18 protein-coding genes are annotated in these 20,014 nt (G+C 37.8%); all 18 read right to left on the bottom strand.

The genetic code is table 11. The features are described 5' to 3' along the window. Positions 1–149: 149 nt before the first annotated feature. The 18 genes from wecB to yihA all read right to left on the bottom strand — a co-directional run bounded on the left by wecB (position 150) and on the right by yihA (position 20,003). Complete coding sequence (gene wecB / locus NST99_RS27050) at positions 150–1,280, bottom strand: non-hydrolyzing UDP-N-acetylglucosamine 2-epimerase (RefSeq protein ID WP_341095805.1); 1,131 nt, start codon at positions 1,278–1,280, stop codon at positions 150–152. A gap of 1 nt (position 1,281) precedes the next feature. After that, positions 1,282–2,151, bottom strand: a complete 870-nt coding sequence (locus tag NST99_RS27055; RefSeq protein WP_341095808.1) for an SDR family oxidoreductase — start codon at positions 2,149–2,151, stop codon at positions 1,282–1,284. After that, entirely contained in the window at positions 2,148–3,173 is a 1,026-nt protein-coding gene (locus tag NST99_RS27060; protein ID WP_341095809.1) for a polysaccharide biosynthesis protein, read from the bottom strand. The genes NST99_RS27055 and NST99_RS27060 overlap by 4 nt, the downstream gene beginning before the upstream one ends. Positions 3,174–3,190: 17 nt before the next feature. Then, complete coding sequence (locus NST99_RS27065; RefSeq protein ID WP_341095810.1) at positions 3,191–4,393, bottom strand: glycosyltransferase; 1,203 nt, start codon at positions 4,391–4,393, stop codon at positions 3,191–3,193. A gap of 294 nt (positions 4,394–4,687) precedes the next feature. Beyond that, positions 4,688–5,923: a glycosyltransferase gene (locus NST99_RS27070; RefSeq protein ID WP_341095812.1), complete on the bottom strand. Its 1,236-nt coding sequence runs from the start codon at positions 5,921–5,923 to the stop codon at positions 4,688–4,690. A gap of 519 nt (positions 5,924–6,442) precedes the next feature. Then, positions 6,443–7,666: a glycosyltransferase family 4 protein gene (locus NST99_RS27075; protein WP_341095813.1), complete on the bottom strand. Its 1,224-nt coding sequence runs from the start codon at positions 7,664–7,666 to the stop codon at positions 6,443–6,445. A 9-nt stretch (positions 7,667–7,675) separates the two neighbouring features. Next, the gene (locus NST99_RS27080) at positions 7,676–8,854 is read right to left on the bottom strand and encodes a DegT/DnrJ/EryC1/StrS family aminotransferase (RefSeq protein ID WP_341095814.1); all 1,179 of its coding nucleotides are present in this window, start codon (positions 8,852–8,854) and stop codon (positions 7,676–7,678) included. A gap of 3 nt (positions 8,855–8,857) precedes the next feature. Beyond that, positions 8,858–9,655, bottom strand: coding sequence for a GNAT family N-acetyltransferase (locus NST99_RS27085; RefSeq protein WP_341095815.1), 798 nt, complete (start codon positions 9,653–9,655; stop codon positions 8,858–8,860). Further along, on the bottom strand, positions 9,621–10,247 hold the full coding sequence (locus NST99_RS27090; protein WP_341095817.1) for a sugar transferase: 627 nt from the start codon (positions 10,245–10,247) through the stop codon (positions 9,621–9,623). Before NST99_RS27090 ends, NST99_RS27085 begins: the two co-directional genes overlap by 35 nt. A 39-nt stretch (positions 10,248–10,286) precedes the next feature. Further along, positions 10,287–11,303 (bottom strand): stalk domain-containing protein, encoded by a 1,017-nt coding sequence (locus NST99_RS27095; protein ID WP_341095819.1) that lies wholly within the window; start codon positions 11,301–11,303, stop codon positions 10,287–10,289. Between the two features lie 2 nt (positions 11,304–11,305). After that, complete coding sequence (locus NST99_RS27100) at positions 11,306–12,079, bottom strand: hypothetical protein (protein WP_341095821.1); 774 nt, start codon at positions 12,077–12,079, stop codon at positions 11,306–11,308. Positions 12,080–12,102: 23 nt separating this feature from the next. Then, on the bottom strand, positions 12,103–13,935 hold the full coding sequence (locus NST99_RS27105; RefSeq protein WP_341095823.1) for a polysaccharide biosynthesis protein: 1,833 nt from the start codon (positions 13,933–13,935) through the stop codon (positions 12,103–12,105). 40 nt (positions 13,936–13,975) lie between these two features. Then, positions 13,976–14,665 (bottom strand): CpsD/CapB family tyrosine-protein kinase, encoded by a 690-nt coding sequence (locus tag NST99_RS27110; protein ID WP_076110713.1) that lies wholly within the window; start codon positions 14,663–14,665, stop codon positions 13,976–13,978. Then, positions 14,646–15,422: a YveK family protein gene (locus NST99_RS27115; protein ID WP_341095824.1), complete on the bottom strand. Its 777-nt coding sequence runs from the start codon at positions 15,420–15,422 to the stop codon at positions 14,646–14,648. Before NST99_RS27115 ends, NST99_RS27110 begins: the two co-directional genes overlap by 20 nt. A gap of 99 nt (positions 15,423–15,521) precedes the next feature. Next, positions 15,522–17,534 (bottom strand): S-layer homology domain-containing protein, encoded by a 2,013-nt coding sequence (locus NST99_RS27120; protein WP_341095827.1) that lies wholly within the window; start codon positions 17,532–17,534, stop codon positions 15,522–15,524. Between the two features lie 140 nt (positions 17,535–17,674). Continuing rightward, positions 17,675–18,457 carry a tyrosine-protein phosphatase gene (locus NST99_RS27125; protein WP_341095829.1) on the bottom strand — a complete coding sequence of 261 codons (783 nt, stop codon included), beginning with the start codon at positions 18,455–18,457 and terminating at the stop codon, positions 17,675–17,677. A 103-nt stretch (positions 18,458–18,560) separates the two neighbouring features. Then, positions 18,561–19,136, bottom strand: a complete 576-nt coding sequence (locus tag NST99_RS27130; protein WP_341095831.1) for a non-ribosomal peptide synthetase module — start codon at positions 19,134–19,136, stop codon at positions 18,561–18,563. A 177-nt stretch (positions 19,137–19,313) separates the two neighbouring features. After that, positions 19,314–20,003: a ribosome biogenesis GTP-binding protein YihA/YsxC gene (yihA, locus tag NST99_RS27135; RefSeq protein WP_341095832.1), complete on the bottom strand. Its 690-nt coding sequence runs from the start codon at positions 20,001–20,003 to the stop codon at positions 19,314–19,316. Positions 20,004–20,014: the final 11 nt, after the last annotated feature.

Consider the following 20,014-nt stretch of genomic DNA (forward strand, 5'->3'; position numbering starts at 1 on the left):
TAATGTTGATGCACTAACGCTCCGTGGTTATTGAATTTGGGGCATATACATTTAGTTTTCATCGAGCAGTTACTTATGTTGTATTAAACCGATCCTTAGGTCAGCATAAGATCAAAAAACCTATTTTGACACAAAGGAATTAAACGATTCTAAATTTGTTTTCTCCACACAAATTTATTAACTATCCCAGTGTAGCTTTGAATTATTTTCACAACTTTTGTGCTCACATTCCTATCAATGTAATTAGGAACATTTTCTCCACACTCATTATTTTTATTCATATTCACAGCCATATCTACTGCTTGTAAAACCTCAATAGCAGTTATACCGCCAATAATTAAATTCCCTTTATCCAATGCCTCTGGGCGCTCAGTGCTAGTTCTTATAGACACAGCAGGGAATTTAAAATACGAAGCTTCTTCTGCTGTAGTGCCACTATCAGATACCACACAGAAGGCATTTAGTTGTAAATTAATATAGTCAGAGAAACCAAACGGTTCGAGACTCCGGACATTTTCATGAAATTTGAAGTCGCGCTTCTCAATAAACATTTTACTTCTAGGATGAGTACTATAAATAACAGGCAAATTGTATTTTTTCGCCATTTCATTCACTGAATTCATTAATTCAAAGAAGTTCTCTTCATTATCAATGTTTTCTTCCCGATGAGCTGATAAAAGTATGTACCCACCTGATTTCAACTTCAAAGTCTCAAGAATTTCACTTTTTTGAATCTTATCAAAATTTGTAGCTATCACTTCTGACATAGGAGAACCAACAACGAACACTCTTTCCTTGGAAATGCCTTCATTATGAAGGTAATTCCTAGCATGCTCCGTATAGCATAAGTTCACATCACTTGTATGATCAACAATCCTACGGTTGATCTCTTCAGGAAGGTTTTCGTCAAAACAGCGATTTCCAGCTTCCATATGAAACACAGGGATTTTAAGTCTTTTAGCAGAAATAGCACATAAGCAAGAATTAGTGTCTCCCAAAACTAAAACAGCATCCGGTTTTTCTTGTACCATTAAAGAATATGAGTTGGCTATTACATTTCCTATTGTTTGACCAACATCATTTCCTACAACATTAAGATAATAATCAGGTTCCCTAATTCCTAATTCCTCAAAAAAAACTTGGTTGAGGGTATAATTATAATTCTGTCCAGTATGAACGAGTATATGTTCAAAATATTTATCACATTTTTTCATTATCTCAGACAACTTTATTATTTCGGGACGAGTGCCCACAATTGTCATTAACTTTAATTTATGCACTTTATGCCCTCTCTCTAATAAAATAGTGTGGATAGAGTTCTTTATGAGATTCTATCCATTCTCGCATTTCAACAATCATTTCTTCATAACTAGGTACTTCAAATGAAAAATCAGTTCTATTGTTTATAAGCGATTTATCAATAATTAGATTTTCGCTTGGTAAAATAATTTTCTTATCACTTCTCATGTGTTTATTAAACAAATTCAACAAATCAAATTTATTAATTCTTTCATTATTCACCAAGTTATATAATCCCGACAAATTCTCTTCTATAGCCTTATCAATTGCTTTTGCAAGAGTTATTGTAGTTACTCCTGTCCAGATGGCTTTAACAAAACCATATATCTGTCCCTCTTGCTTCATAAACCAATTAAATAGTCCTATACCTTCTACATTTAAATCAGGGCCAATTATTGAATTTCTAAAAGTCAAATCTTTTTTATTATTCTCAATTTCCCCCAGCGCTTTAGATCTATCGTAAAAAGTTTCACCGTCTCTTAATGAATTTTCAGAATAGCCACCATCTTTTCCTGAAAAAACACAATCTGTACTCATATGAATAATTTTCGTTTTAGTATTTGCAGTTATAGAGCTTAAATAGTGTGGCAGATAGCTATTTATTAACACCGCTGAAGATTTATTCTCATCGGCATTTGAATTTAGAATTCCAACCGCATTAATAATGCTGTCAAAACCACCTTCTTCAACAACACTTTTCAAAAAAGTGAAATTCGTTATGTCACCGACAATATTTTTACTATATTCAAACTTTCTTCTGCTGAATACAGTTACATCATGACCTACCTCTTTTAGATATAGTGAAATTGTATGTCCTGCCATGCCAGTTCCACCAAGAACAAGTATTTTCAATTATCCCCCCTCCAATTTCCAAGCTCTTCTTGAATATAATCTAACTCGAGTAGTTTCTTTTTTATTCCATTGATGTCTAATCTCACTGTATTGTGAGAATTATAATCCTCAAAATTCTGTATCTGATCATTACCCTGTATAAAATACTTGTCATAATTCAAATCGCGTTTATCAGCAGGTACTCGGTAAAAGCCTCCTAGATCCTGAGATACCAGATGCTCTTCTTTAGTTAATAGTGTTTCATATAGTTTTTCCCCATGCCGAGTACCGATAACTTTTATTTCATTATCGGCATTAAACAATTCTTTTATAGCTTGCGCTAAATCTCCTATTGTAGAAGCCGGTGCTTTTTGAACCATAATATCTCCTGCTTCAGCGTTCTGGAATGCAAAAACTACAAGTTCCACTGCTTCTTCTAGGCTCATAAGAAATCTTGTCATATTAGGATCAGTAATTGTTAGTGGTTGCCCACTTTTAATCTGTTCAATAAAGAGTGGTATAACCGAACCTCTAGAAGCCATAACATTTCCATATCTAGTTCCACATATTAATGTCTTGTCTGGATTGACAGCATTCGATTTTGCCACAAAAACCTTTTCCATCATTGCCTTAGAAATCCCCATGGCATTGATTGGATAGGCTGCTTTGTCAGTCGATAGGCAAATGACTTTTCGAACCCCCATTTCAATGGCTCCTGTTAATACATTTTCTGTGCCGAGCACATTAGTTTTCACAGCCTCCATGGGGAAAAACTCACAAGAAGGAACTTGCTTCAAGGCCGCTGCATGAAATATATAATCCACGTCATGCATAGCATTTTTAACACTTGCTAGATCACGAACATCTCCTATATAAAATTTAAGTTTATCATTTTTATATATTCTTCTCATGTCATCTTGCTTTTTTTCATCTCTTGAAAAAATCCGTATTTCTTTAACTTCAGAATGCAAAAACTTTCTCATTACTGCGTTCCCAAAAGAACCTGTTCCTCCAGTTATCAATAAAGTCTTGTCTTTGAACATTACTTATATCCCCCTATTTATCTCAATAATTCATGTATCTTAGCCTTTAATTCCGTCATTGCATACTCTTCAGTATGATACTTCATAGTGTACTCAAAATTTGCAGCACCTAATGTATTAAAGAGTTCCTGGTTACTTTCAACCTTTATAATTGACTCAGCCAATGCTTGTGGATTATTGGGTTCAAAAGTAAGACCATTTATACCGTTAACAACAAACTCACGTATATTAATAAAGTCTGTAATTATTACAGGTTTTTTTTGTACACCTATTTCAAAAGCCGGTCTAGCTTGATGAGGTTTGTTCATTGGAAACACAAGTACATCAGAAGCGGAGTATAATGTCGATACATCATTTTGAACTCCAACAAATTGGATAAAATCATTTAGTTCATGCTTATTAATATATTCTTTCATTGATTCAGAGAATTTTAAAGAACGTCTTTTAAACAATTTTGATAAAACTCCATTATTTCTTCTGTTGATACTATCAAAGTCGTTTCCTGCTACAAGCAGTTTAATATTTTTATCTTTTAAATAAGTTAATGCCTTAACAGCTATATCAAACCCCTTCAACTTGTCTATTCCACCAACAAATGCAATATTGAATTTTTTTGGTTCAACCTTTAATTGTTCGCAGGCCCGATTTCTACCTTTTTTATCTGAATACTCCTCTGGAAATAGAAAATCTGGTGATACAATTGTTGAGGTACATTTTAAATTTGTTTGTTCTAGATCATACTCCGATAAAAAAGAAACCAACGAAAATCTCTCCAACATTCTTTTCATAATTTTGTTGATAACATTAGATTCTTTACCTTCTATTGTCTCACGAACAAAACAAAGGCTTTTGGTTTTTTTAAAATACTTCCCCATCCAACAAAGTACCTTTGAGTTGACAATGACTAAATCCGGCTTCTCTTCATTTATAACTTTTTTCCAATATGATGACTGGGTAATAGCACACATTATTAAATACCAAAATCCAGGCCTAAATATGTTGCTCCCACCACTGTAGTATGGTATTTGGCCACAAGTGAATGAATATGTTTTTGGTACTAGCCCCTTATCCAAAAGAAAATCATTTAAACTAGGCGGATTATCGGGAATATAAGTAACAACATCAAATTCTTCCTTTAATGACTGCCATGTATTAAACAAACTAATTCCTGATCCACCAATTGTACTCCAATGATGTATTAATAATATTTTCTTTTTCATAAGTCTCCACTTTTCATATTCAAAATATTTTTTATTATGGAACCTAATTTCTAAGATTATCTATTTTAAATATAGTTCCGTAAGATCCATAATTTCACTTGTGAAAAACGAATAATATTTTAATATACAAATTAATAGATTAACAATTAGAATAGAATGGCATAGCATTTGCTTTCCATTAAACTTGTTTATCAATCTACATAAATTGATCGCCGTAAACAAGAAATATATAAGAGAAAATCGGGTTGAAGCTGCAATAAAACCCATGATGAAAACTCTCACTACTCATACTTTTTATTTTTTTGTGATATTATCCAGCATATTATAGATATCGCCAGCTATTTTCTCGGCATTCTTGTTATGAAGAATAAATTCTCGGGCGCTCTGCCCCCATTCAAGTCTTTGCTCATCTGATAAATTTATGACCTCATTCATTTTTGCTTTTAAAGCCTCTATTGAATCATTTTGTACATAATAAATATAATCGTCATATTCATCTGGAATGCCATCAAGCTTATAAGCAATTAAAGGTACACCAGACAGCAAATATTCCATAGTTTTAAATGGAAAAGAGTATTTAGTGAATTCCTCATTATTGGGTCTTGGATTAATTAATACAGTTGCACTTTTTTGTATGCTTTTCGCTTCTTCGTTAGTTACTTGTCCTAAAAACTTTATTCTCTTGTCTTTTTTTGCGTATTCACTTACTATTTCTGCTGCATCGCCTCTTCCACAAATCTTTAATACAACGCTAGATTGTTCTAATTGATGAAATGCCTCTAAAAGATTTAATATTCCAAATTTTTTATTTAAGGTTCCTGTATATGCAAATACTCTTTCTTCAGAGTTACTACTTTTTATATTTGAAAGTAATTCAATATTGTTATTCTGAATATTCACAGCACCTTCCACAACAATGCATGGTTTTTCTTTTACCCGCAAAGGAACTTTCATATATTTAGTTATTAATATAAAAGAATCCACATGTTCAAGATTACTTTCGAATATTTTAATATCCAACTTTTTTGTTTGAGTATAAACAAGGGATTTTTTCTCCCTCAGGTTCATATACTGCGGCAAATCAGGTACCATAAGACAAATATGCACCGATGGATCTTTTTGTTTAGCATAAACCGCAGCTTGAAGAAAAGGTGAATGCGGAGAATAAACTAAGATAACCTTTTGATTTGCTTTGTCAGATATAAATTGCGTTAATTGTTTTATTAGATTCCTTTTTCTTGAAATATTTCTATAACCCCACAAATTCACAAATGGAACATAATCACCAGTAATTTTTTCTTTATATACATGGTGATAACCATTAATAAACAAGCTGTTGTATTCCTTGGGAAAGCTACCAATGAACGGTGCAGACAAAATCTTTATATCCAATTTCGGTATTTTTAACAATCCATCTATCAAGGTCCACTGAAATTGATTAGCGGCGTATTGTACTCCACCTTTTGATTTCTCTATTATCTCTGGTTCTTGTTCTTGAGAGAAGACTCCACCTAAAAATAGCATTTTCATAATTCCCACCCGTTTCCAAACAAATAATACTTGCAAGCAATTCATTTTCTGCTATTTTCGACAATATTTAATCTACTTAAAATGAACTTAAGGAGGTTATGTCTTGCCGTATATGTTTCATAATTCGCTTAAAGAAACGGTTAGAAATGCTCCATGTGATAAATCCGTAAGTTATCCAGCACCATGATACCTTGAACAAATTCTTTAGGGATTATTCAAAGGAAGCAGCATCGCAGTATTTTTCCTCTCATAGGTAACACGCTCTTATTCATCTAACAGTTTTCGGGGAATTTCAGGTATATGGTTCATTAGCAGTGTCGAAAAAAACACACAAAGTGTTCAATCTTCTTGATGAATCCGAACAATTAGATATAGTTAACAGACGTGTGCTCTTCGTCCAATTCAAAGCTTTCGTAAGTTGCTGTACAGTTTTTTACACCATCGTCGTAAATTTCGGCCTTTGGATGGATTTTCTATCGTTCACCCAAATTAAATTAAAAATTCATTTTATATAATTAATTAAGACATTAATCTATCTATTAATTCTAAAATATTACGATAAGTTTTTTTTCTATTAAATAGTTCTTCGGCTAAATCACGAGAATTTTGCGCCATTTTTTCTTTCTTCTCAGTTGAATCTTTATAAACCTTCTCTATAGCAAGAGCTAATGAAAATTTATCTTCCGCCTCATAATTATACCCAATATCCCAATCTTGAACTATTTTAATAAACTCTTTATTGGTACTGCCGTTTATGATAGGAACTTTTGCCGAGACATAATCGCCGATTTTGTTTGTTATGCTTTGAGCTGCATTTTTTTTAATCGCGTTTACAAGTAGATCAGACTTTTTTAAATACGCCCCCATGGTTCCATAATCCACCCAACCAGTAAGATCAGCTTTAATTTTGTGTGTTGATACTAATTCAATAAGTCTCTCTTTCTGTTCACCACTACCTAAAATAATTAACCTCACATTATTGATGCCCTTAGAGTTTACTATCCCTATAGCTTCAACCAAAGTTTCTAGATCATAACTTAAATTTAGTGAGCCAGCATAGGTAACCCAAAATTCACTTTTATCTTTTTGTACATTTTTATTTTTTTTCAACGCCTCAGTATCAAAATATTCTAGATCTGTTCCGATATAAACTGCTATAGCTTCTTTATACCGTTTATTCACATCTTTAACTCTCATTGCATAAGTATTAGAGACTGCTATAATACCATCAGCCATTTTATATGCTCGATCAATTTGAAGTTTTAAAGGAAAAAATATAGCATCTGATATGTAAGGCAAACTCAACACCGTCTTCATAGCTTCAGGCCAAAGGTCTTGTATATCTATTACAAAAGGAATGTCCAGTTTACGGGCAAATTCCCCTGCAACCAGCATTCCTTCTGCAGGAGGTCCAGCACAATAAATAAGATCAAATGATTCATTAGTTTCTTTTAGCCATTTTTTTAAGTTTTTCGCGAATATTCTTTGACTAATAATTCTTTTAAAGCTTACCGTATTTTGATAGCCTGGATCATCCAATAATTTAATTTTATAAGGCAAACTTAAATTTTCAAATGATGACTCCCTCTGTTTCTTATCCAAGTCACGAAAACGACTGGTAACTTGAGTCACATCATATCCAGATTCGACAAGCATCTCACAAATATATTTAAATCTGCTTCTATTATTACCTGCCTCTCCAGGTAATTGAGTAAATTGAGCAATAACTAGAATTTTTTTCACTATATCCACCTATCTTGAAAAAGTATCCACTATATCTTTAATGGCCTCAATCACATTATTCGCATCTTCCATGCTCATTGAAGAATATAATGGAATGGAAATAATATTTTCAAACCAATCTTCCGTCAATGGCAAATCGCCATCTTTATATCCATATCTATTTCTATACGCACTCATTAAGTGTACTGGAATAAAGTGCACACTAGTGCCAATATTCCGTTCAGTTAACTCCTGTATAAACTGATTTCTGTCTATATTCACGACTTCAGAATTGATTTTTATTACGTATAGATGCCAACTATGCGTTGTTGTATTTTCTTCAATTGATGGAAGGTCTATCCCACGAACCTTTGATAATGCATTATTGTAAAGATCGGCTATATCACTACGTTTGTTTTGCATTTCTTCCATCCGCTTTAATTGTACCAAACCTAAAGCTGCCTGTAGATCAAACATATTGTACTTATAACCGGGTTCTTCAATATCATACATCCAAGAACCACCTTTGGCGTATCTATTCCATGCATTTTTACTCATTCCATGAGTAACAAGCATTCTAGCTCTATCTGCAATTTCTAAATTATCAGTAACAAGCATCCCGCCTTCTCCGGTTGCTAGGTTCTTTGTAGCATAAAAACTATATGAAACTGTACCTTTGGGTTTGTAACCTATTGGATTCCCTTTATATTGTGTATATAATGCATGTGCCGCATCTTCAGAAACAAATAGATTATATTCATCTGCGATTTGATATATTCTATCCAAATCACAAGACTGACCAGAATAATGAACAGGAACGATTGCTTTCGTTCTTGGTGTTATTTTTTTCACGATTTCTTCAGGGTCAATACATCCTGTGTTTGGATTAATATCTGCAAATATAGGAGTAGCCCCTGTGTGAATAATGGTGTTGGCAGACGCAGAAAATGTCATTGAAGTTGTAATTACTTCGTCCCCTGCTCCTATTCCTGCAGCCAATAAAGAAATATGTAATGCCGCAGTTGCTGAATTCATTCCAACTGCGTATTTAGCCCCAACGTAACTAGCAAATTTCTTCTCGAATTCAATGGTCCGTGGACCTTTAGCTAACCATCCTGATTTCAAAGTATCAATTACCTCATTGATTTCTTCGTCAGTAATATCCGGTAAACAGTAAGGTAAAAATTTCTCTCTTTTGATATGAGTCATCCTTCAATACTCCCTACATTTAGTTTGGAATTTAGGCCAATAATGAAAAATAGAATTTCTACTTTCTAATTGAAATCCATTAGTAAAATAAAAATTCATTGCTGGTACATTATCAATCTGAGTTCCTACAATAATATATTTCATGCTTTTTTTATCGAGGAATATCTCAAGTTCATTTATTAGCGTTTTCCCAATTTTTTTATTTTTGTACTTGTTATTCACAGCCAACAATTCAATGCTAGCTGATAAGTCACTTTCATTTATTGAGAACAATAGAAATCCAACTATTTCATCTTCGTTTGTATATGTAACAAAGTATTTCCCTTTTTGCTCAAATGCATTTTTTACCCATTCTGAATAAACAGCTTTCTTTTTTTCATCATTTAAATTATTGTCATTAAAAAACCTTGAATATCTAAAAGCATTGTCCGCTATTTGAATTATATCTTCATTCCATAAAAACTTATTGTCCACACTCACAGAGTACGTATTTTTTTCTAAAGAAATAGAAATTTTTTTTTTGAATTTGCAATTTAAATCTGTAAGGAATGCTGTAGTATTTCTACCTATCCAATTATTATTATTATTATTATTATTTAAATTGTTAATAGTAACAAACTCATATTCCGCAAGTTTATTAAGCAAAAATATCCATTCTTTTTCTGAAAGCTCGTTTTTCAAAATCACTCTCGCTGATTTATATCCAAAATAATTAGTATCCCATCCTAATTCTTCTACAACATAAGAAGAAGGAGCAGCTTCAATTTCATTTAGATTGTCCGGCACTGCTGCCTCCTCCATTCAGTTCTTGTGAATAAACACCTTTTTGAAAAAAAATACTTCTAACGGTTTTAAATAATATTCTCAAATCAAACAAGAATGAAATTTGTTCTACATAATAAATATCGTTAGCAATTCTTTCTTTCCAAGAAATATTATTTCGAAAGTAAGCTTGATTATATCCACTTATACCTGGTAGAACTTCTAATCTCCTTATATCTCCATTCGAATAGTACTTTAGTTGTTCTGAAAGGTCAGGCCTTGGTCCAATAAAGCTCATTTCCCCAAGAAACACATTAATTAATTGAGGCAATTCATCTACACTGGTTTTCCTTAATATCTTACCAATTCTAGTTAGTCTCGGATCATCATTTGAATTAAATGTTGACCCATCAGAGTTCCTGATATCTGGAGCATTCATTTTCATAGATCGGAATTTATACATTTTAAAATCATTACCATTCTTACCTAAACGGTTTGCATAATAAAAAACTTTCCCTCCATCCTCCACTTTTATCATTACAGCCACAATAAGTGTTATAACTAAAAAAAACGGGAATAGGATCAATGAAAATACAATATCTAAGATCCTTTTAATAAATTTCTCGTACATCTATATCCTCCCGATTTAAGACGATGATTGTGTATAAAGTCAGTTTCCTAGTCCTTCAGCTAAACTTCTCCCAGCCTCAAGCTCTGCATCAAACGCACTTCTATATGATGCGATAATATCCGTGCTATAGCCATTATCCTTCAACTGTTTCTCTGCATCCGCCACGATACTGTTAAAACTTGAGGTGAAATTGTTAAGTTGAGAAAGCCCCTTTGCTTTTATACTTGCTTTACTAGTTTCATCAGTGGCCGCCAAGTATTCAAATGCTGTACTCATTAATGTGGACTGGCTTTGCGATCTTAGTGCACTGAGCTTAGACTCTGTAGCACTAGTAATTGATTCATATGAAACTTTACTGGAAGAAGCGGAGCCACCAGAACCCGCGCCTGTTGACGATCCGGGTGTCAAGTTGTTAGTTGAATTACTTGAATTACCATTTGACGAACCTGTAGTACTTGAGCTGGATTGGCCTTGATATCCATCAGATACAGCTGTAATTGTCTTCGTTTTTTGATCCCATTTTATTTTATTGCCTACAGACTCGGACAAGAACCGCAAAGGCACATACAAAGTTCCCTTGAACATGTAGCTGGATTGCCCGCTCGGTAGCACCTTAGATGATCCATTAAACACATATTTGGAATTGACTTGATTCAGCACATAACTCTTTCCTGCCACTGTAGAGATATTGTTACTCGCATTATTCATTAAAAACTCTTTAATCACTACCAGTTCAGAACCCGTTGGTTCAGAAACGGTGACTTTTAGATTTTTCGCATCCCAAACTACACTTTTTTGTAGTGCATATGAAACAAATCTTAAAGGTACATAAGTACTGTTATTATGGGTAAATACAAGTTGACCTGAAGGAGTGGTTAGACTTACTCCATCAAAAATCATCTTTACATCCATCGTTTGAACTTTGACTGTATTCTCTACTTTTGCTGTCGTAACCGAGGCAGCCGACACGAATACCGGGGCCGACGCTGTTAATGGTGCTACTCCAATTAAAGAAAAGAGCAGCAGGGCAGCTGCTGGAATTTTTATTTTCTTCATCATCATTCACTTCCTTCTTCTTGCACCTCTTGTGCTTGTATTTGCTGTTCTTCAGCAACTACCTGATCATGGCTCAAGCCTCGGCTTGCTCCATATTTCTTTGCTATATTCGACAGTTCGTTATATTGATCTGCTGATACTTTGTCCAAAATAATTTGCCGAGCTTCCCGCTTTTCTTCTGGTGTTAAACCTCCACTAGCCAATTCTTGCAATCTTTTTATGTCAGAAAGACTTAGCTCTCCAAGAACAATTGATGTAACATCCGCCTTATCTTTCACCGTAACATTCTCTTGAATTTTCTTTGCTTTATCTGTCGACACTTGAGCGGAGTATTCACTAAGGTTACTTTCCACATCTGTCGTTGGGCTGCTTGTCGGATTACTTTCCACATCTGTCGTCGCTGGGCTACTTGTCCGTTGACTTCTTGCTGTGGTGTCCTTACCGCTACCGCTTGAAGACAAAGGGATGGGAGTACTCTCTGGCGATGTCGTTTGATCTGTAGACTTTCCAGCAGCTGATGTTTTCTTCGGAGCAGCAGATTCTAACGCTGCATTTTCGTTAGACTCATTAGCTTCACCTGGAATCTTATCTGTAGGCGCTAAAGTTGGTTCTACTGAAGCGTTTGGAGTATCCTCAGTCTCCAAATCAAGTCCATTCGCCATCGAAGTCATTAATCTGTCGACAGCATAATTGGCAGCAAATAATCCTCCTATAGCCAGCACTAGAATTATTGAAAGTGACCAAGCCAATACTTTCTTCCATCTTTTGTTGAACATAGTAATCCCCCCGCAAATAATAGTTAGCTAATAGCCGCTTGAGCAACCGGCTGCATAGGGACAATCTGATTAATAACCTCGCGAATCGCACTCGGCTCCTCAGCTAATACACGCTCGAGCCGTTTAAATTCTAATTCCAGCTGATTTTGACTAATTACATTGGGTCTGCCAATAAATATCCGATCATGCTGTGTAGAGCCTAGATTTTCTTCATCTGTTAGCAATTCTTCGTACAGTTTCTCCCCTTCTCGAATCCCCGAGAAAGTAATGTCAATATCCTTGTAAGGTTCATAACCGGATAATGTAATCAGATCTTCAGCCAAAGTCAAAATCCTCACTGGTTCCCCCATATCCAATACAAACACTTCCCCGCCTTTGGCAAAAGAACCAGACTGGATTACCAATTGTACAGCTTCCGGTATAGTCATAAAGTATCTAACCATATCGGGATGAGTTACAGTTACCGGACCACCTACAGCAATCTGCTGCTTAAAGGCGGGAATTACACTTCCACGACTGCCCAATACATTGCCAAAACGCACGGCCGAAAATTTAGTCTGACTTGTTGTATTCAAGCTCTGTACATACATCTCAGCAATACGTTTAGTCGCCCCCATCACACTAGTAGGATTAACGGCCTTATCTGAAGATATCATTACAAAACGTTCTGCACCAAACCGGTCAGCACCATCTGCTACATTCCGGGTACCAAACACATTATTCTTGATGGCTTCCGAAGGATTACGCTCCATTAGAGGAACGTGCTTATGCGCTGCCGCATGAAAGACAACATGCGGCCTAAACGTACGAAATACATCCATCATTCGATTACGGTCCTGCACATCAGCAATCACTGTAACAATTTCCAATTCAGGGAAATTGTTACTTAATTCCTTTTCAATAGTGTAGATACTGTTTTCACCATGTCCAAGTAACAATAGCTTGTCCGGAGCAAAGGGAGCAACCTGCCGACAGAGTTCAGAGCCAATAGATCCACCTGCTCCTGTAACCATAACTGTTTTATTATGAACGTAGCCCAAGATACCATTTAAGTCTGCGACTATGGGTTCCCGTCCTAGCAAATCTTCTACACTAACATCGCGTAGTTTTTTTATAGATATTTTGCCAGCAATCAGATCATTCAAAGCTGGAATTATCTTCAATTTGGCCCCCGTCGTCTTGGCAAGATTAATAATTTCAGAGATTTCTGTTCTGGATACAGAAGGCATCGCTATAATAATCTCATGGATGTCCTTCTCCTTAACGAGCCGAGGCAGATCATATCTATTACCTAAAACCGGCAATCCCAAAATCGACATATGGTATTTGTTTCGGTTATCATCTATGAAACCAATTAATTTTGTTTGAGCAAAGGAGGGGCCCATCATCTCTTTAGCTATCAGCATTCCGCAATCTCCAGCACCTACAATCAATGAATGAATCTCAGTTTCTTTATAGTTGATCCGTTCATTGCGGAAAACCCTCCATAAAAAACGAACTCCCCCAACAAGCACAAGGGTTGTTTCTAAAACTCTAACTTCAACTCCAAAAGGCACACGCGCCGGAAGAAGTAACAATGCAACTCCATAAGAAACTAAAGCTCCAACTACAATCGCCTTAAAAATAGATACGATTTCTCCAATACTGGCATACTGCCACATGCGCCGATACAAGCCAAAGTAAATCAAGCTACCACCAATGGCAATAGTTGAAATCACTCCAAATTGCATCATTTGCAAAAGATATTCATGTGGGATGCCGTCATAAAACCGGAACATATAAGACGTCACAATACTAAGCCAAATAATAACCAGATCAATTAGGAATAACAAGAACACTCTGGATTTCGCTGTCATTTTTAGTGCCTCCAAAAATAACAAATTTCTCTACAGTACATTAATTTCCATAGTAGTAATAATAGTAGCCCTCGCTGGCTTTGCGTTTGACATTATTGAGTACTACACCCAGCATTTTAGCGCCTACACGATCCAGATTCCCTTTAGCTTTAGCAGCAATATCTCGTTTAACCTTGCCATAACTCACGACCATAATGACTCCGTCACTCTTAGAAGCAACAATCTGGGCATCCGTAACAGCCAGTAATGGCGGTGTATCAATCAGAATCACATCAAAATTCTGTCTTAATTCTTGAATTACTGTGCTCATGCGATTTGAAGCCAGCATTTCAGCAGGATTCGGTGGAATTGGGCCCGAAGTCATCAAGTAGAGATTATTCACTCCAGACTCCTGAACCACTTCTTTGAGTACAGCCTGTTGAGATAACAATGAGGATAACCCGTAACGATTACTTAGGGAAAACGTCTTGTGGGCTGTTGGCTTGCGTAAATCTCCATCAATCAACAATACTTTCTTGTCGGCCTGAGCATAAGCAGCCGCTAAGTTGGCAGAGACAGTAGACTTCCCTTCTTCCGGGCCGGAGGAGGTAATCATAATTACTTGAATCTGCTCATCCACGGAAGAAAAATCAATATTGGTACGAAGCGCACGAAAAGCTTCAGAAATAGGTGAACGAGGGTTTGTCACGGTAATCAGATGGCGTTGTTGGTTATTTGGTTGCTGTGACATGTTCGAGTTCCCCCGTTTTTCTAGATAATAACTGGGCTTGTGTTTCGGTCCCTTTGCCCTCTTCTTGTCCCACTCTTGTAATCATAGCAATTGTTGGCAGACCGAGGTATTTCGCAATATCATCTTCAGTCTTTAGCGTATCATCCAAATAATCCAGCAGGAAGGCAATCCCAAGTCCTATCATCAAGGCAACAATAAAAGCTATAGCAATGTTCAGCACAACATTGGGTTCAACCGGCCCCGGCGCAACAGGTGGTGCGGTCTTGGCTTCATTTAGAATGGATACGTTCTGCACATTGAACAGCGAAGGAATTTCTTGCTTAAACACAAGTGAAATGGCATTCACAATTTCTGCGGCTCTCTGGTATGAATTATCTCGAACGACAAGTGTCATCACCTGCGTATTATTTACGGAACTCACGTTTACTTTCTTCAACAACTCCTCCGCAGTGATATTAAATTGCGGATAGTTCTTGGCTACGACTTCAAGAATCGCCGGTGTCCTAATAATTTCCTTGTACGTATTAATCAGTTGTATATTCGTATTGATTTGGTTAAGATCAAGCTGACCTACCGTAGATTGTGTAGGTGTCTGATTCACAATGATCTTCGTGGAAGCTTCATATACGGGATTCTTGATATACAAACTATAAATTCCGGCAAGAATACATGCCACTACTACAATACTAACAATTAACCAAACTCTTTTCCTGACGATTTGAAAATAATCGCGAAGATCCAATTCTTGTGCTGACAAGTGAATTTCCCTCCAAGCTGTTTCTGTAATATTTCAATCCACGCTAAAAAAGTGCCCCCTCTCACGTAAACGAGAGGAGGCTCTCCACTTGCTTATTGCTTACTTGAAGTTAATAGTACGATAGATAATTACTGCAGCTTCTGCACGGCTAGCTGTGTTCGTAGGGTTGAACTTACCAGCATTACCGATTACCAAGTTGTTGCTGGCAGCGAAGGCTACTCCATCTTTCAGCGTAGCATTGATCTTAGCAGCATCAGTGAATTTGTTCAGAGCCGAAGCATCTGTCTTTGCATCTGGGTTAGTCAATTTCAATGCACGGGAGATCAATGTAGCCATCTCAGCGCGTGTAATCGTTGCAGTTGGATCGAATGTAGTTGAAGTACGGCCTTGGATAATACCCTTCTCTGCAGCAACAGCTACATAAGGAGCGTACCAAGCAGTAGAACTCACATCGCTGAAGTTTTCAGTTGCTGTGCTGTTTTCCAAGTTCAAAGCACGAACCAGCATCTTAGCGAATTCCGCACGGGTAACATTGTTCTTAGGAGCAAATTTACCATTTCCGATACCTTCAATCGCGCCCTTAGCAGCTACGACTTGAATTTGTCTTCCAGCCCAAGCTTGAACTTTAGCAATATCACTGAAGCTTACTTTATTCTCAAGTACAGCATAGGAAGAGAATGTATCACGTGGTTCAACGATATGTTCGCCATCTAGCACGCCGCCTTGGAATTGCAGATCACTGTATACAACTTTCGCTACAGACAACAGTTCTTTATCAAGACCTGTAGTATCCTTAAGCGGCAGTTTGATAGTCAATGGTTGTTTAAATGTTGTTGTAGCCACGCCACCAACTGTCAAACCGAAGTCATATACTTTAGAAGCCAATTTCAATTTGGAAATCGAAGTTACCGTAGCATCCTCACCTGTTGTAGTAGTCAAAGTAACAGCATCACTGAATTGTGCTACTGGAATAGTTACAGTCAATCCGTTAAAAGTAATAGCAATGTTTGCGATACCTTTAGCTTTAGCAGCTTCAATAATCACTTTGGACAATGGAACTTTTACAGTCTTAGCATTTACTGTTCCGAGGTTCAATGTGAGGGTAAGGCCGGTTTTCCCAGGGTTTGCAGCCAGAAGGGCATCAAATGCTTTGAGCACATCGGCGTCAACCAGATTCAATGTAGCCACATCACCAACGATGCTTACAAGCTTAGATACATCATAGATGCCTGGTGTAGCAGTAGGATTAGTCACTACTGTACCAGTACCGCCACCAGTACCGCCACCGTTATTACCGCCATTGTTACCACCACCAGCTTGGAGGTATGCATTGTAATATGCTCTTGCAAGCACCAATGCCGCAGCTTTTTCTTTAGTAACGGATGCTTCGTTTTGCAGGTTATTCTTCACTGCCGCAAGTTCAACTCTGGTTACTCCGAACTTATTGAGTCCGTTAAGCACACCATTAACAGTAGAGGAACCCACTGCAACTTTAAGAGTAGCTTCTTTGGCTTGTTTGAAAAGAGTACTATTCTCGTCTTGCAGCGCTGCAAGAATCACAGCTTCACTTTGTCCCTTGAAGAGAGGGATCAGTGTTTGTTCAACACCGCTTGTACCAAAGATGGAAGAGTACACTTCATCAACAGTTAGGTTAGGCAGGCCAATTTCTCCAGCAATCTTCTTCACCAAGTCTTTGTAAGCCTGGTAGTTTTCAGACTTCTGAATGTCAGTTACTGCTGAATAATCAGGAGTATATACAGATGTAACGATCTCCACATAAAGTTTGTGTAGCAGAGATTTGTCTGCCTGTGTCAGGAAAGTCAACTTATCTGTCACTGGAGCAAAATCCGCTTCCAATTGTGCTTGAGTCAAGCCCTGAAGCTCTCCACGGAAATCACGCAGGATTTGTTTGTCCGCTTCTGCCAAAGTTCCGTACAATACAGCTGCACGTCCCTTCAAAGCTGTAACAATCGCGTCATTGCTAGTTGCCGCAGATGCAACGCCACCCAAATGTTTAGCCAAACCTTGGCTGCTGAAAGGGAAGCCTGCTACAGATGCTGCTGCCATACTTACTGCTAGTGTTGATACTGCTAATTTTTTCTTCAAAGTCACTTTTCATCCACCTCTTTGTATGTAGTGTTGAATCTGTTACTGCTGTTGCTGTTAGAATAGGTCATACTAAGCCGACTCTATTCAAATAAAATGTAACAATAACCCAGTATTACCCATTCTACCACTATTCGAGAGATTGGTCACGCTTTACGAGAAAATAATCCGAAGATTTTTTGACTTTTTTTGCGGGAACCCGTATAAAGCACTCGAACTAGCTCCTCGTTGGCGATAATTTTCTGTGAATTGTGGCGAAAACAGTCAGAAACGACTGCCCCCAGTTCTTTCTCCACAACGTTGTAAGCTTCACTGAGACCAAAAGGCCGATGACGGCTGTCATGTGCATCGGAAGCGATCACATGAACAGCGTTTCTTCGACACAGGTCGAGTGAGAGCTTCTGCAGTTTGCTTCCAAAGACTCCGGCAATACTCTGTGCTGTGACTTGCCCTAGTGCTCCCAGCTCTATTAATCTTTCTAATTTGCTGGGATCTTCAGCAATTTCAGCGTTGCGCTCCGGATGGGCAATGACTGGGACAAAACCTTGAATCATAAGCTCATGGCAAGTTTCCTCCATGCTGCGTGGTACCCGAGAAGAAGGCATTTCTAGCAATATATACTTTGATCCCGCAAGCGTCAGCAACTGGCCTTGTTCCAAATCAATCAGAAGATCCCCGTATATGCGGATCTCCTGACCGGGCAGTACAAGCAGGTTAATACCAGCTTGCTGAAGTCTCTCATTCAGAAGCTGCACAGCTTGTCCAATATTTGGAGCGGGATTCATATATACTCCATTGGCATGGTGAGGTGTAGCTATTGCCGTAGAAATGCCGTCCTTCTGGGCGTCCTGTGCCATGGTGAGAGCCGCTTCCCAGTCTGCAGCTCCATCATCCATAAAAGGTAAAATGTGGTTATGGATATCTATCATATACTTTTTATTCTTCCTTTTCTAGCTTTATTGTATAGAATTTTCGCAAAAACACAACCATCTCACTGGGGAATAATCGCTAGAATCAATGTGTAATTTATTCCTATAATTCCAATTCTATCAAACGTTGGTTTATCGCTGCAAGTTTACCGTCGATTTCACCTATCATTTTATCGCTCTGGACGGTAAATCTGCAATCTAATAAACTATCAATTTCGAGGCGCAGCACTGCAATCTCGCGTTCTATAACGTCAGACTTAAAGAGAGTCATCATCTCCAATAAGGACTGTTTATGTTGATAGATCAGCTTGCTGCCATTAGCAGTAAGCTCTGAAATCCGGCGGACCGATCCACTTTCATAATAATACTCCATTGTGATTCCTTGATAAATCCTATTCACTGAACCAGACCCCTTATAAGTGACGAAAAGCTTGCGGACTGCATTATTCAGATGAGGGTTCACCACCCGGCAGGAAAACGTGCAGATATAGAGATGCCCCCGGCGTTCCACATTGAGGCGAATCGCTTCTCCCCCGTTTTCCTCCAGTACAATCTCCTGTTCTCCACCTCCGAGGACCTTAACACGGTGGCTGATAAAGCAGGTATCGGCTGTGAGCAGAAACTGGTTCATCTGAAATTCTGTCATTTGCAAAGTAGTATTTACATATTCCGTCGCCAATCGCTGAGCCATAACCATCCCTCTATTCTTATAGCAATCATTAGATTGATTATACAACGTAGAGCGGCGGGTTCCTCTCATGCTAGAGCAGGCTAAAGACCATTGCTCCCTCTTATAGCGTGGGAATGGGAGGATAGGTGAAGAATTCGCATTGATCCTATGATATACGCATATTTTCTATAGATCAGGACCAACTTTTTCTTCAGAGGTATCCTCAGACTGAGACTGAGATGCTTCTCCGGGTTCCTGGCTTTCCTGCTCATCCGCTAGCTCTTCTTCAGAAGGAAGGCAGTATCTCTCAATCAGTTCCCACAGTTCATCTTTGCCGAGGCCCAGCTCCGAGGAAAAGGAGATGAAATTATCACCCGGCAATACGCCGAGCTCCTGTTTCATAATTTTGATATGTTTTGGCCAGCGGGTCTTGGGAATCTTGTCCGCTTTGGTTGCCACTACGCAGAGTGGCAGATCATAATGCTTCAGCCAATCAAACATCATTTTGTCATTACTGGTTGGTGGGTGGCGCAAATCCACTATAAGCAGAATAAGCCTTAGCGTATCCCGCTCAGCCATATACTTTTCGACCATTTTCCCCCATGAGGCACGTTGGGTTTTGGAAACTTTGGCATACCCGTAGCCCGGGAAGTCAACAAAATACATATCTTCGTTGACACGGTAATAGTTCATATGCTGTGTCTTGCCCGGTGTGGAGCTGGTACGGGCCAGATTTTTGCGGTTAATCATCCGGTTGATCAGGGAGGACTTCCCTACGTTGGAGCGCCCTGCCAGAGCAATCTCCGGCAAGGCGTCAACTGGGTATTGATCAGGGCCTACGGCGCTGATGATAAATTCGGCATTGTTAACTTTCATAGGACTTCCTT

Source organism: Paenibacillus sp. FSL L8-0470 (assembly GCF_038008625.1).
Lineage (GTDB): Bacteria > Bacillota > Bacilli > Paenibacillales > Paenibacillaceae > Paenibacillus_AQ.